Here is an 11991-nt window from a genome sequence, read left to right as displayed (position 1 = left end):
GGTCAGCGTCCCGTCTCGGCGGTGAACGCCGGCTCGGTCGCCGTCTCGAAGCTGCGCGCGAGGCGGGCGTCGTCGGCGTAGTCGATCTCGTGCAGCCGCCGCTCGGCGGGCGCGCTGAGGTAGGCGCGCTGCTGGTCGGCGACGAGCGTCGGGGCGAGACCCGCGGCGAGCGACTCGGCCGCGAGGGGCTCGGTCTGGGCGAGCACCGCGCCGTCCGCGCCGTCGAGCACGAGCACGCGGCCGTCCTGCCCCAGCGCGAGCACGTGGTCGTCCTCGTCGTCGACGGCGGTCACCTGCGCGAGGGGCGCGGGAGCGGGGAGCAGCGACCACGAGCGGGCGCGGGTGTCGAGCAGCCAGATCCCCTCGCTCCCGGCGAGCCCGGCGACGGTCGGCCGGCCCTCGCGGTTCGCGAAGACGGTCGCGGCGGGCGCGGTCGTGGCCTCGGGGTAGGGGATCCGCTCGACGACGAGCTCCTCGCCGTCGACGGTGGCGAGCAGCGCGCCGTCCGCGCAGCCGATGACCGCGCCGACGCGGGTGGTGATCGTCCCCGCGGGCTGCGGGCACGCCTCGACGAGGCCGGTGCGCTCGCCGTCGGCCGTGTGCCCGACGACCGACGCCGACTCCCCCGCGTCCTCGGTGACGAGCGCGAACGAGCCGACCGGGACGACCATCCCGGGCCCCGGCTCGCCGTCCAGGCGGAACGACTCGCGGACCTCGCCCTTCGACAGCGCCTCGGTGTCGAGGAGCACCGCCTCACCCGACTCCGGGAAGAACAGCCCGGTACCGCCGGAGGTCGACAGGTTCGTGGTGGCGACGACCGCCTCCCCCTCACCCGCGACGGTGCCGAGCAGCGCCGGCTCGGCGCGGTAGTAGTGGAAGTGGTCGACGTGGTCCCAGGTCCAGATGCCGCTGTCGACGATCTCGACGCCGACGGCGGTCTGCACGAAGAGGTAGCGGCCGTCGGTCGTCATCGCGGACGGGGCGCCGATCGTGCCGAGCTCGGCGACGCTCTCGTCGAGGAGGTCGAGGTGCGAGACGGCGCCGGCCGGGTCGATCCAGGTGAGGCCGAGGGCGGGCTCGGCGAGCTCCGCGGCTCCCGAGATCGCACCGTGGCCCTCGCCGGTCGCGTCGTCCACCGGCGGGGCGGCGGGGTCGGCGGAGCAGGCCGCGAGGGCGAGGGCGCCCAGGAGGAGCGCCGGGGCGGTGCGGAGGGAGCGGGTGGAGCGGGAGAGCACGGGGTCCTTTCGGAGGGGGACGGTCAGGCGGGGACGGCGGCGGAGACCCGGCGCGGACGGCGCGAGGCGGTGGCAGCCCGCAGCGCCCAGGACAGCCCCGAGACGGCGAGGGCGGTGGCGGCGACGGAGGCGCCCGCGGCGGTCGCCGCGTACCAGGAGACGAGCAGCCCGACGAGCACGGAGAGCACGCCGAGCACGGCGGCGAGCGCCATCCGGGTCGGGATCCGCGTCGTCCAGTGGCCCGCGGCGACCGCGGGTGCGAGGAGCAGCCCGACGACGAGGAGCGAGCCGACGGCCTGGTACGAGGCGACGACCGCGAGGGTCACCAGGCCGACCAGCGCGGCCTGGGCCGAGCGCGGGCCGAGCCCGAGGACGGCGGCGATCCGCGGGTCGAGCGCGAGCGCCACCAGCGAGCGGTGGAACACCGCCGCCACCGCGAGCCCGACTCCGGCAGCGACGGCCAGCAGCACGAGATCGACCGGGGCGATGGCGAGGATGTCGCCGAACAGGATCGAGGTCGCGTCGGTCGCGAAGCTGCCGGAGTGGCTGATGATGATCACGCCGAGCGCGAGCATCGAGACGAAGAGCATGCCGATGCTGGTGTCGTACGACAGGCGGCCCCGGCGCTGCAGCGCCGCGATGCCGAGGCTCATCGCGACGGCGCTCGCCGCCCCGCCGACCAGCACGGGCGCGCCGAGCACGGTCGCCAGCGCGACGCCGGGGAGCATCCCGTGGGCGAGCGCCTCTCCGAGGAACGCCATGCCGCGGATCACGACCCAGGTTCCGACGACGCCGCAGAGGACGGCGACGAGGGCGCCGCCGACGAGGGCGCGCTGGAGGAAGTCGAGCGCGAACGGCTCGAGGATCCCGGAGAGGAGGGCTGGCATGGTGCCCGACCGTAACGGATAATGAGAACGATTATCAAACTGGTACGCTCGGGGTCGTGTCCAGCAGCCAGCAGTCCCCCGCCCGCGTCGGCCTCCGCGGGATCGGCGTCGACTTCGGCGAGCGGACTGCGCTGGACGGCGTCGATCTCGACGTGCCGCCGGGCACGCTCACCGTCGTCGCGGGGCCGAACGGCGCGGGCAAGTCGACGCTGCTCGAGGTGATCGCCGGCACCCGGCAGCCCTCCCGGGGAGTGCGCACGGTCTCGTCCGCGGTCGCCTTCGTCCCCCAGCGCACCGCCGTCTCGGACCGCCTCCCCGTCACCGTCCGCGACGTCGTGACGGTCGGCGTCTGGGGGCGCACCGGTCGCTGGCGCCGGGTCGGCGCAGACCTGCGCGCGGTGGTCGCCGCGGCGATGGAGCGGCTCGAGATCTCCGCACTCGCGGCCGAGCCGTTCGCCGTGCTGTCCGGCGGGCAGCGCCAGCGGACGCTGCTCGCGCAGGGACTGGCGCGCGGCGCGGACCTGCTCCTCCTGGACGAACCGACGACCGGGCTCGATGCGGCGAGCGCCGAGCGCATCCGCGAGATCCTGCGCGCCGAGGCGGAGCGCGGCGTCGCCGTCGTCTGCGTCTCGCACGACCCGGCCGTGATCGCGCTCGCCGACCGCGTCGTCTCGCTGGCCGACGGGCGCCTGCGGGGCGAGGGCGCCCTCGCCCACTGAGCCGGGTTCGGGGACGGCGGGTCTCGATACGCCCCCGGGGGCTACTCGACCGACATGCTCTCCATGCTGATCGAGTAGCCCGCGCAGCGGGCGTATCGAGATCCACCAGCGTCAGAAGTCGAGTCCGCAGACCGCCCTCTTGGGGACGGTGGGTCTCGATACGCCCCTGGCGGGGCTACTCGACCAACATGGAGGACGCCCCTGCAGGGCGGCGCGACCAGCATGGAAGGCGCTCCTCCCGGGCGGCTCCACCGGCAGGACGCGCGATCCATGCACGTCTGCTTGGATGAGCAGATGACCTGGAGGCGCCGATGACCGAGGATCTCGAACCCGCGGCCGAGCTCTTCAAGGTGCTCTCCTCCTCCTCACGGCTGCGCCTGCTCCGCGCGCTGGCGAGTGAGCGGTCGACCGTCGGGCACCTCGCCGAGACCACCGGGCTCTCGCAGCCCCTGGTCTCGCAGCACCTGCGCACTCTCCGGGCGGCCGGCCTGGTCGCCGTCGAGCGGATCGGGCGCGAGGCGCACTACTCCGTCGCCGACACCCACGTCAGCCACATCGTCGACGACGCCGTCCGGCACGCCCTCGAGGGCTGACCGCGGTCGGCGCCCGGCGCCCGGCCCTCAGCCCTGGCGCGCCTTGAACCGCGGGTTGAGCTTGTTGATGACGAAGACCCGGCCGCGGCGGCGCACCACCTGCGACCCCGGCATCGACTTCATGGACTTCAGCGAGTTGCGGACCTTCACGAGTGCTCCTTCTAGTTGATAACGATTATCGTTTAGAGTAGCTCGCCATGGACACTCCGCGCTCACTGCCCCGACCACCCGTCCTCGCCGTCACGCTGGTGAGCGCGACCGACGCCGCCGACAGCGCCCGGATCGCGCGGCAGCTGTCCGGCGGAGTCACGTCCGTCGAGAGCTTCGCCGTCGACCTCCCGGACTCGGACAGCGCGGAGTTCGCGGCGGAGCTGGCCGCCGAGCTGGCCCGCCAGGCCGACGACGGCGAGAGCGGCATCACCGCGATCTCGCTCGACCCGGTCGCCGACCCGATGGAGGTCGCCCTCGTCCTCGAGCACCTCTGCGTCCGGCGACTCCCCGGCGACACCCGGATCGGCGTCCTCGACGTCGTCGCCGTCACCTCGATCGACGAGGTGACCCGGGTGCTGCTCGGCGAGGCCGCGGAGCAGGGGCCGGAGCAGGAGCCGCCGCAGTGGGACCGCGCCGAACGGCTCGCGGCGCGCCTCGAGTTCGCCGGGCTGATCGTCCTGACCGACGGCGACGGCGCGGGAGTCTCGCCCGCCGTCGACCTGCTGCGGGCGCTCTCGCCCGGAGCGGAGATCCTCACCGAGCGCGACCTCGACCGCTACCGGCAGCGCCGCGCCGTCCTCACCCCGCAGCGCGCGCACCGCCTCGCCTCGGACCTCGGCTGGCAGCGGGCCCTCCGCGGAATCCCGGCCGACGCGGGATCGGTGACCACGTTCGTCTTCCGCGACCCCCTGCCGTTCCACCCCGGCCGCCTGAACACGGCGGTCGCCACCGACTTCGTCGCGCACCGGGTCGGCCGGATCCTCCGCTCCCGCGGCCTGGTCCGGCTCGCCAGCCGGGCGGATCGGGTCGCGAGCTGGTCCATCGCCGGCGACGTCCTGAGCCTGGACCCCACGGCGATCCGGAGCTGGAGCACCGACGCGCCCGTCGGCCAGGAGATCGTCTTCCTCGGTCGCGACCTCGACGTCGACGAGCTGACCCGGGTCCTGCACGGCTGCCTGCTCACGCCCCGCGAGATCCTCGCCGGCCCGGACCTCTGGCGCACCCTCGCCGACCCGTTCCCCCGCTGGGAGGACGAGCACCAGCACTGAGCCCTGGGGCGCCGGAACGCGCGCTTGCGCGACTGGACGCGAAACGGGCTCCGCCATCGCAGCAGACCCCGAGACGCGTCCACTCGACGCGCTCCGTGCGCGCGACTGGACCCGAACAGGGCTCGACGGCCGAGTCGGGCCCCGGTTCGCGTCCGCTCGCGCAGCCCGGACCCGCGGGTCAGCCCGCGTACGCGTCGATCCGGGCGAGCAGCTCCGCCTTCGACGCGTCGGACGCCCAGGACCCCAGCACCGAGTTGCGCGCCAGCTGCACCAGCTCGTCGCGGGTGAAGCCCGCGTCGGCGAGCGCCGCGTAGTTGTCGGCGATGTAGCCGCCGAAGTAGGCCGGGTCGTCGGAGTTGACCGTCACCCGCACGCCGCGCTCGAGCAGCGCGCGCATCTCGGGCGCCTTCGAGTCGCTCGAGACGAAGGAGTTGGAGAGCGGGCAGCAGGTCAGCGCGAGGCCGCGCTCGACCAGGACGTCGATCAGCTCGGGCGCCTCGACGACGTTCGTACCGTGATCGATCCGGTCCACGCCGATCTCCTCGAGCACCTGGCGCAGGTGCTCGACGCCGTTGGGCTGGTCGACGTCGCAGTGCATCGTCAGGCGCAGTCCGCCCTCGCGGGCCCGCGCGAAGACCTCGCGGAACTTCGCCGGCGGGTTGCCGCGCTCGTCCGAGTCCAGGCCCACGCCGACCAGGCGGTCGGCGAACGGCAGCGCGCGCTCGAGCGTCTCCGCCGCGCTCTCGGCCGAGAGATCGCGGAGGAAGCAGAGGATCAGCGCGGCGTCGACGCCCAGCTGCGCGGCGTCCTGCGCGGCGCGGTGGTAGCCGCCGATCACCGCCTCGAACGGCACGCCGCGCGAGGTGTGCGCCTGCGGATCGAAGAACGCCTCGACGCGGACGACCCCGTCCGCCGCGGCCCGGCGGAAGTACGCCGTCGCGAGGTCGTAGAAGTCCTGCTCCTCGCGCAGCACGTCCATCGCTGGGTAGTAGACGGCGAGGAAGGACGCGAGCGAGTCGAAGTCGTAGGCGAGCGCCTCGGGCACGGGCAGGCCGTTGCGCTCGGCGAGCTGCACGCGCAGCTCGGGCTCGAGCGTCCCCTCCAGGTGCACGTGCAGCTCGACCTTGGGCAGACCGAGGAGGAAGGAGTCGGAGGTCACGGGAGCCTTTCGTCAGTGCCGGCGGTGGGGCGTGCGGTGGTGCGTGCGGTCGGGAGCGGAGAGCAGGATCAGGGACGCGCCGCGATGAAGTCCAGCGCCACGAGCGGCCCCGGCAGCACCGCGCCGATCACGGTGCGGGCCGGTGGATCGACGGCGAACCGCGCTCCGTAGACCTCGGAGGCGGCGGCGAAGTCGCGCTCGAAGTCGCTGAGGATCATCGTGACCCGCACCACGTCGCCGAGGCCCAGACCGAACTCCGTGGCGAGCAGCCGCTCGATGTTGTCGAGGGCCGCGGTGGTCTGCGCGGTGATCCCCTCCGGGACCGTCCCCTCCGGCACCGAGCCGTCGCCGGGCGCGAACGGCCCGATCGCCGAGCCGTAGACGACGCCGTGCGCCTCGACGGCGTGGCTGTACGCGCCACGGGGAGCGCCGAGCGCCTCCGCGGTCACGAAGCGGCGGGTCGCGGTGGCGGTCATCGCGGCAGCTCCCCCGAGACGACGCGGCCGCGCGAGACGACGGCGACGATGCTCTCGGCGCGCAGGTCGTCGATGCTCTCCCACGGGCGGCCGCGCAGCACGACGAAGTCCGCGCCGAAGCCCGGAGCGAGACGGCCGACCTTCGCGCCGAGTCCGACGACCGCCGCGGCGTCCGAGGTCGCGGAGATCAGGGCGCGCTCGGAGCTCCAGCCGAACGACTGGCGCATCCGCCGCACCTCGTCGAGTTGCTCGCCCCAGTCCACGTACACGCCGTTCGCGTCGGTGCCGAGCACGAAGCGCACGCCCGCCTGGCCCGCGGCGAGGAAGCCCGCGTCGCGCACGGCGACCACGTCCTGCGCCTTGAGCGACGCCTCCGGCGACGACGGCGCCCGCCCGGCCGCGATCACGTCGTTGATGAAGAGGGTCGGCGCGACGGGCAGGTTCCGCTCGACGAGCGTGGCCCAGTGCTGCGGGCCGATCGCGGTGCCGTGCTCGATCGAGTCGACGCCGAGCGCGAGCGCCCGGTCGAGGCCGACCTCCGAGTGGGTGTGCGCGGCGACGGGCATCCCGAGCGCGTGCGCCTCGTCGATGGTCGCGGCGATCTCCTCGTCGGTCTGGTTCCGCCAGCCGACCTTGTCGCCCATCGAGAGCACGCCGCCGCTGGTGTAGATCTTGATGCCGTCCGCGCCGGCCCGCGCCCAGGTGCGCACCAGGCGGCGGCACTCGTCGGGGCTGTCGGCGACGCGGTCGCGGTGCGGGTAGTGCGGCGGCACGAAGAGGTCGCCGTGGCCGGCGGTCATGCCGACCGCGCCGTGCGTGACGATCCGCGGACCCTCCGCGATGCCCTGCTCGAACATCCGCGCCACGGTCATCTGCAGCTCGTCGGCGCCGAGGTCGCGCAGGGTGGTCACGCCCGCCCGCGCCGCCTTCCGCGCGTTGTTCGCGATGTGGAAGACGCGCTCCTCGCGCGGGGTGACCAGCGGCCAGGAGGCGAAGTCGGCCGTGCCGGCGCCGGAGTAGGCGCCGAGATGCACGTGGGTGTCCACGAGGCCGGGGATGATCGAGAACTCCCCCGATCCGTGCTCGGCGCTCGGGCCGTCGGCCGTCTCGACGGAGGCGATCGCGTCGCCGCTCCAGGCCAGGGTCGCCGTGCCGAGGGCGCGGGTGCCGTCCCAGACGGCGCCGGTGATGCTCGTGGTGGTGCTCATGTCCGTCCTCAGTTCTGTCCGCCGAAGCGGACGGCTGCCAGTCTCTCGCCGATCGCGACGACCGCGTAGGCGACGACTCCCAGCGCCGTGATCACCGCGAGCGACGCCCACAGCTCGTCGTAGCGGAACCCGGCGGAGGCGCGCTGCACCGCGCCGCCGAGCCCCTGCCCCGTCGCCAGCCACTCGGCCAGCATCGCGCCGCTCAGCGCGGAGGGCACCGCGACCTTGGCGGCCGCGAAGATCGCCGGCACCGCGGTCGGCAGCGCCACCTTGAGCAGCACGTCCAGCGGCGAGCCGCCGTAGACCGAGACCAGCTCGAAGGACTCGCGCGAGAGCGAGCGGAGGCCGAATCCGACCGTGACCAGCGCCGGGAAGAACACCGCGATCGCGCCGACGGTGGCGACGGCGCCGATCCCGTTGCCGATCGCCAGGGTCACCAGCGGCGTCACCACGATCAGCGGCATCGACTTCAGCAGCATCGCGATCGGCATCACCGTCGCCTCGAGCGAGCGGATCAGCACGAACAGCACCGCGATCGCCAGGGCGACCAGCAGGCCCGCGACGTAGCCGACGAGCGCGTCGACGGCCGTCACGCCGAGGTTGCCGAAGACGATCGCGCGGTTCTCCGCGGCGTCGGCCTCGACGAAGAGGTACTCGGCGACGTCGGTCGGCGTCTTGCCGAGCAGCGGCGAGATGTCCGTGATCGCGAGGAAGGCGTACCAGAACGCGAGCGCGAGGACCGCGGCGACGGCGAGCGGCACGAGCTCGCCGCGGACGATGCGGAGCACCATCCGGCCGGTGAGGTCGCTCGGCCGGCGGGCGGCGCGCGAGGAGGAGGACGGAGAGGAGGAGGACGGAGTGCGGGTGGCGGTGCTCATACGACGCCTCCCGTGCCGCGGGCGACCTCGACGCGAGCGCGGCGGCGGTTGGCGCGCGGCCGGCCGACGACCAGCGGCATCAGCCAGCGGCCGAGCGCCGCGATCAGCGCGTAGCCGATGATCGTGACCAGTCCGCTGGTGACGGCGAAGGCCCAGGCCCGCTCGACGTCCATCTGGCGCTGCGCGACCGCGAGGGCGACGCCGAGGCCGGTGGTCACTCCGCCGAGGTACTCGCCGAGCACGGCGCCGAGGATGGCCGCCGGCACGCCGACCTGCAGCGCGGTGATCGTCGCGGGCACGGCCGCGATGGCCTGCACCTTGACGATCTTCGCCCAGCGTCCGCCGCGGTAGGCGGAGACGAGGTCGAGCGCGGTGCGCGGGGCCGAGCGGACGCCGAGCAGCGCGCCGATCAGGGTGGTGAAGAAGACGAGCAGCGCCGCGAGGAAGATCGAGGTGGTGCGGCCGCCGAAGATCACCAGGATGACCGGGCCGACCGCGGTCAGCGGCAGGCAGTGGCTGATCACGCCGATCTGCTCGATCACGCGGTGGGTCCACGGCAGCAGCAGCGCGACGGCGGCCAGCGCCAGCGCCGCGAGATTGCCCCAGAGGTAGCCCTGGCCGGCGGCGAGCACGGTGTCGCCGACGTTGTGGAGGTAGAAGAGCGGCCCGTCGCGGACGAACGCGGCGATGATCGCGCCGGGGCTGGGCACGGCGCGGCTCTCGCGGTAGACGGTGTCGGCGAGGATCCACCAGACCGCCACGAAGACGGCGAGCCCGGCGAACACGCGCCAGTTGGTGCGGATCCAGGGCGTCACGCCTCGTCCTCCATCGCGACCCCGTGCTGCGAGAAGAGGATGTCGGTGATGCGGTCCTCGATCGCGTGGAACTCGGGGCTGCGCAGCATCTCGACGGTCCGCGGGCGCGGCAGGTCGATGTCGATCACCTCGACGATCCGGCCGGGACGCGGCGACATCACGGCCACGGTGTCCGAGAGCAGGATCGCCTCGGCGATGCCGTGGGTGACCATCAGCGTGGTCGCGGGGCGCGCCGTCCAGATCCGCTGCAGCTCCAGGTTGAGCCGCTGCCGGGTCATGTCGTCCAGGGCGCCGAACGGCTCGTCGAGCAGCAGCAGATCGGGCTGGACGACCAGCGCGCGGGCGATCGAGGCGCGCTGGCGCATGCCGCCGGAGAGCTGCGAGGGGTAGGCGTCCTCGAACCCGGTCAGCCCGACGAGGTCGAGCAGGTCCGGGATGCTGTCGCGCTTCGCCGCCTGCCGGGTCAGCTCCAGCGGCAGCCGGACGTTCGAGCGCACCGAGCGCCAGGGCAGCAGGGCCGAGTCCTGGAACGCGATGCCGAGCTCGGCCGAGCGCTTCGTGCCGAGCACGGGCGTGCCGTGGATCGAGACGGAGCCGGTGGTCGGCTTCTCCAGCCCGGCCAGCATCCGCAGGATCGTCGACTTGCCGCAGCCGGAGGGGCCGAGCAGCGAGAGGAAGGAGCCGCGCGGAGTGACGAGGTCGACCTCGGCGAGGGCCTGCACCGAGCGGCTGCCCAGGTCGAAGCGCTTGCTCAGGCCCGACAGGCGGATGCCCTCGTCCTGGATGGTGGTCGCTTGCTCGGTCAACTGCTCGTCCTCTCCGCGCGGTCCGTGGTGGTCGTGGCCGGGCCCTCCGCAGGGCCCGGCCAGGTCGAGGGTCAGCCCTCGAGCAGCTCCGGGTGCTCCTCGTAGACCTCGTCGATCAGCGTGGTGTCGAAGAGCTCGTCGGCGTCGAGCTCGATGCCGGTGAGGGCGAGCGAGGCGACCGACTCGTCCTGCAGCTGCGGCGTGATGGTGAGCAGGCCGTTGGCGTCGGTGTCGGGGGTGCTGATCAGCTCGGTCTGGGTGACCATGACCTGCGCCTGCTCCTCCACCTTGTAGTTCTGGTCGGCGGCGTAGTCGGCGACGACGGTCGCGGCGGTCGCGTCCGGGTCGGCGACGGCGTCCTGCCAGCCGCGGGCGACCGCGTAGAGCAGCGCCTTGACCTTCTCGCGGTCGTCGTCGATGCTCTCCTGCGCCACGACGATGGTCTCGCCGACCATCGGCAGGCCGGTGTCCGCGAGCAGGAACTGCTGCGCCGAGAAGCCGCGCTGGTTGAGTGTGTTGGCGCCGGCGGTCGCGTAGCCGATGTAGCCGTCGACCTGGCCGGTGGTGAGCAGGGTGGAGTCGGTGAGCGGCACGCGGGTGACGTCGTCCTCGTCGATCTCGTTCGCGGCGAGGAACGCACGCCAGACGAGGTCGTTGCTGTCGCTGACGCCGATGGTCTTGCCGACCATGTCCTCGGGGGTCTCGATCGGAGCGTCGGTCAGCGAGACGATCGCGAACGGGTTCTTCTGGTAGGTCGCGCCGACGATCTTCATCTCGGCGCCCTCGGAGATCGCGGGGCCGGTGATCAGCGGCGAGGAGACGCCGGCGAAGGCGGAGCCGCTCGCGATGGCGGTCTCGGCGCCGGTCGCGCCGGTGCCGCCGGGGGTGAGGGTGACGGAGTCGAAGCCCGCGTCGGCGAAGTAGCCGTTCGCGTCGGCGAGGTACTCGCCCGCGAACTCGACGTGGGGGACCCAGGAGAGCTGCATCGTGGCCTCGCCGAACGAGCCGGCGTCGTCGGACTCGGCGGCGTCGGAGCCGTTGGAGCAGGCGGCGAGCGTGGTGCCGGCCACGACGGCGACGGCGAGGACGCCGAGCACGGAGCGGAGGCGGGACCGGGACGGGGCGGTGCGGGGCATGCGGGCTCCAAGGGGCGTCGAGGGCGGGGGGTGGGGCGGACCCGATGGGGCGGACCCGGGGGAAGGCACGCGCCGAGGGGGCGGCGCTGACCCAGTCGACCGCAGTGGGCCACTCCACCGCGTCGTCGCACGGAGGATTTCCGCGCCGCGACGGCCCCGACTCCCCGATGCACGGACAAACCGTGTTGCAGTCAGGTTTCCAGCCTCGCATCCAGGCCGCCTCCTCCACGCATCATGGAGTCTTCGACGCCGTTCGCCGGCTACTCCTCCACTTCCTGCGGAGGGTCCTCGAGAGGAGAGCCGCCCTCTCTCTCATGCTGATCGAGTAGCCCGCACAGCGGGCGTATCGAGATCCCCCAGCTCCGGACGAGCAGCCTGCAGACCACCCCGCTGATGACGCCGGGTCTCGATACGCCCCTGCGGGGCTACTCGACCAGCAGGGGAGGGCAGCCGATCATGCTGACGTCGGGTCTCGATACGCCCCTCCGGGGCTACTCGACCCGCATGCAATGGCATGCCTGTTCCAACCGATCGCGCAGCGTGCGCGGCGGGCGACCCCTTCCTGCTGATCGAGCAGCCCGCGCAGCGGGCGCATCGAGATCCGCCGGCTCCAGACGAGCAGCCTGCAGACCACCCCGCTGACGACGCCGGGTCTCGATACTCCCCTGCGGGGCTACTCGACCGGCATGCAATGGCATGCCTGTTCCCGCCGATCGCGCAGCTTGCGCGGCGGGCGACCCCTTCCTGCTGATCGAGCAGCCCGCGCAGCGGGCGCATCGAGATCCGCCGGCTCCAGACGAGCAGCCTGCAGACCACCCCG

At 73.4% G+C, this 11991-nt stretch carries 13 protein-coding genes; 3 read left to right on the top strand and 10 right to left on the bottom strand.

Annotation, left to right across the window (positions count from 1 at the left end):
• Positions 1 to 2 precede the first annotated feature (2 nt).
• Both EDF36_RS07800 and aztB read right to left on the bottom strand, forming a co-directional pair.
• Positions 3 to 1235 (bottom strand): ABC transporter, encoded by a 1233-nt coding sequence (locus tag EDF36_RS07800; protein WP_123732573.1) that lies wholly within the window; start codon positions 1233 to 1235, stop codon positions 3 to 5.
• A gap of 23 nt (positions 1236 to 1258) precedes the next feature.
• Positions 1259 to 2122: a zinc ABC transporter permease AztB gene (aztB, locus tag EDF36_RS07795; RefSeq protein WP_123732572.1), complete on the bottom strand. Its 864-nt coding sequence runs from the start codon at positions 2120 to 2122 to the stop codon at positions 1259 to 1261.
• Positions 2123 to 2178: 56 nt separating this feature from the next.
• Here aztB and aztA point away from each other — a divergent pair, with 56 nt between their 5' ends.
• Together aztA and EDF36_RS07785 are read left to right on the top strand one after the other, a co-directional pair.
• On the top strand, positions 2179 to 2841 hold the full coding sequence (gene aztA, locus EDF36_RS07790) for a zinc ABC transporter ATP-binding protein AztA (RefSeq protein ID WP_123732571.1): 663 nt from the start codon (positions 2179 to 2181) through the stop codon (positions 2839 to 2841).
• 311 nt (positions 2842 to 3152) lie between these two features.
• A complete protein-coding gene (locus EDF36_RS07785; RefSeq protein ID WP_123446984.1) occupies positions 3153 to 3434 on the top strand; it encodes a helix-turn-helix transcriptional regulator in 282 nt (93 codons plus the stop codon).
• Between the two features lie 27 nt (positions 3435 to 3461).
• Here EDF36_RS07785 and ykgO read toward each other — a convergent pair whose 3' ends face one another.
• A complete protein-coding gene (gene ykgO / locus EDF36_RS07780) occupies positions 3462 to 3584 on the bottom strand; it encodes a type B 50S ribosomal protein L36 (protein ID WP_123446985.1) in 123 nt (40 codons plus the stop codon).
• Positions 3585 to 3631: 47 nt separating this feature from the next.
• Here ykgO and EDF36_RS07775 point away from each other — a divergent pair, with 47 nt between their 5' ends.
• The gene (locus tag EDF36_RS07775) at positions 3632 to 4693 is read left to right on the top strand and encodes a GTP-binding protein (RefSeq protein ID WP_123732570.1); all 1062 of its coding nucleotides are present in this window, start codon (positions 3632 to 3634) and stop codon (positions 4691 to 4693) included.
• A 178-nt stretch (positions 4694 to 4871) separates the two neighbouring features.
• Here the strand turns inward: EDF36_RS07775 and add are convergent, their stop codons facing one another.
• The 7 genes from add to EDF36_RS07740 all read right to left on the bottom strand — a co-directional run bounded on the left by add (position 4872) and on the right by EDF36_RS07740 (position 11171).
• Complete coding sequence (add, locus tag EDF36_RS07770) at positions 4872 to 5852, bottom strand: adenosine deaminase (RefSeq protein WP_123732569.1); 981 nt, start codon at positions 5850 to 5852, stop codon at positions 4872 to 4874.
• A 68-nt stretch (positions 5853 to 5920) separates the two neighbouring features.
• Positions 5921 to 6328, bottom strand: coding sequence for a RidA family protein (locus EDF36_RS07765; RefSeq protein ID WP_123706392.1), 408 nt, complete (start codon positions 6326 to 6328; stop codon positions 5921 to 5923).
• Entirely contained in the window at positions 6325 to 7536 is a 1212-nt protein-coding gene (locus EDF36_RS07760) for an amidohydrolase family protein (RefSeq protein WP_123732568.1), read from the bottom strand. The genes EDF36_RS07765 and EDF36_RS07760 overlap by 4 nt, the downstream gene beginning before the upstream one ends.
• 8 nt (positions 7537 to 7544) lie before the next feature.
• The gene (locus EDF36_RS07755; RefSeq protein ID WP_123732567.1) at positions 7545 to 8414 is read right to left on the bottom strand and encodes an ABC transporter permease; all 870 of its coding nucleotides are present in this window, start codon (positions 8412 to 8414) and stop codon (positions 7545 to 7547) included.
• Positions 8411 to 9229 carry an ABC transporter permease gene (locus tag EDF36_RS07750; protein WP_185020405.1) on the bottom strand — a complete coding sequence of 273 codons (819 nt, stop codon included), beginning with the start codon at positions 9227 to 9229 and terminating at the stop codon, positions 8411 to 8413. The genes EDF36_RS07755 and EDF36_RS07750 overlap by 4 nt, the downstream gene beginning before the upstream one ends.
• Entirely contained in the window at positions 9226 to 10035 is an 810-nt protein-coding gene (locus EDF36_RS07745; RefSeq protein WP_123446992.1) for an ABC transporter ATP-binding protein, read from the bottom strand. The genes EDF36_RS07750 and EDF36_RS07745 overlap by 4 nt, the downstream gene beginning before the upstream one ends.
• Positions 10036 to 10106: 71 nt before the next feature.
• Positions 10107 to 11171 (bottom strand): ABC transporter substrate-binding protein, encoded by a 1065-nt coding sequence (locus EDF36_RS07740; protein ID WP_123732566.1) that lies wholly within the window; start codon positions 11169 to 11171, stop codon positions 10107 to 10109.
• Positions 11172 to 11991 lie beyond the last annotated feature (820 nt).

This window comes from Rathayibacter sp. PhB152, from assembly GCF_003751395.1.
Classification (GTDB): Bacteria; Actinomycetota; Actinomycetes; order Actinomycetales; family Microbacteriaceae; genus Rathayibacter; species Rathayibacter festucae.
The sequence above is the reverse complement of the archived record's forward strand: the minus strand, read 5'-3'. Positions and strand labels throughout refer to the sequence as shown.

What these genes read in the sequence shown, in the direction of transcription:
- EDF36_RS07775 (WP_123732570.1), top strand. Translation starts at nt 3,632, where the DNA reads ATGGACACTCCGCGCTCACTGCCCCGACCACCCGTCCTCGCCGTCACG.
- EDF36_RS07760 (WP_123732568.1), bottom strand. Translation starts at nt 7,536, where the DNA reads ATGAGCACCACCACGAGCATCACCGGCGCCGTCTGGGACGGCACCCGC.
- EDF36_RS07785 (WP_123446984.1), top strand. Translation starts at nt 3,153, where the DNA reads ATGACCGAGGATCTCGAACCCGCGGCCGAGCTCTTCAAGGTGCTCTCC.
- EDF36_RS07765 (WP_123706392.1), bottom strand. Translation starts at nt 6,328, where the DNA reads ATGACCGCCACCGCGACCCGCCGCTTCGTGACCGCGGAGGCGCTCGGC.
- EDF36_RS07740 (WP_123732566.1), bottom strand. Translation starts at nt 11,171, where the DNA reads ATGCCCCGCACCGCCCCGTCCCGGTCCCGCCTCCGCTCCGTGCTCGGC.
- aztB (WP_123732572.1), bottom strand. Translation starts at nt 2,122, where the DNA reads ATGCCAGCCCTCCTCTCCGGGATCCTCGAGCCGTTCGCGCTCGACTTC.
- EDF36_RS07755 (WP_123732567.1), bottom strand. Translation starts at nt 8,414, where the DNA reads ATGAGCACCGCCACCCGCACTCCGTCCTCCTCCTCTCCGTCCTCCTCC.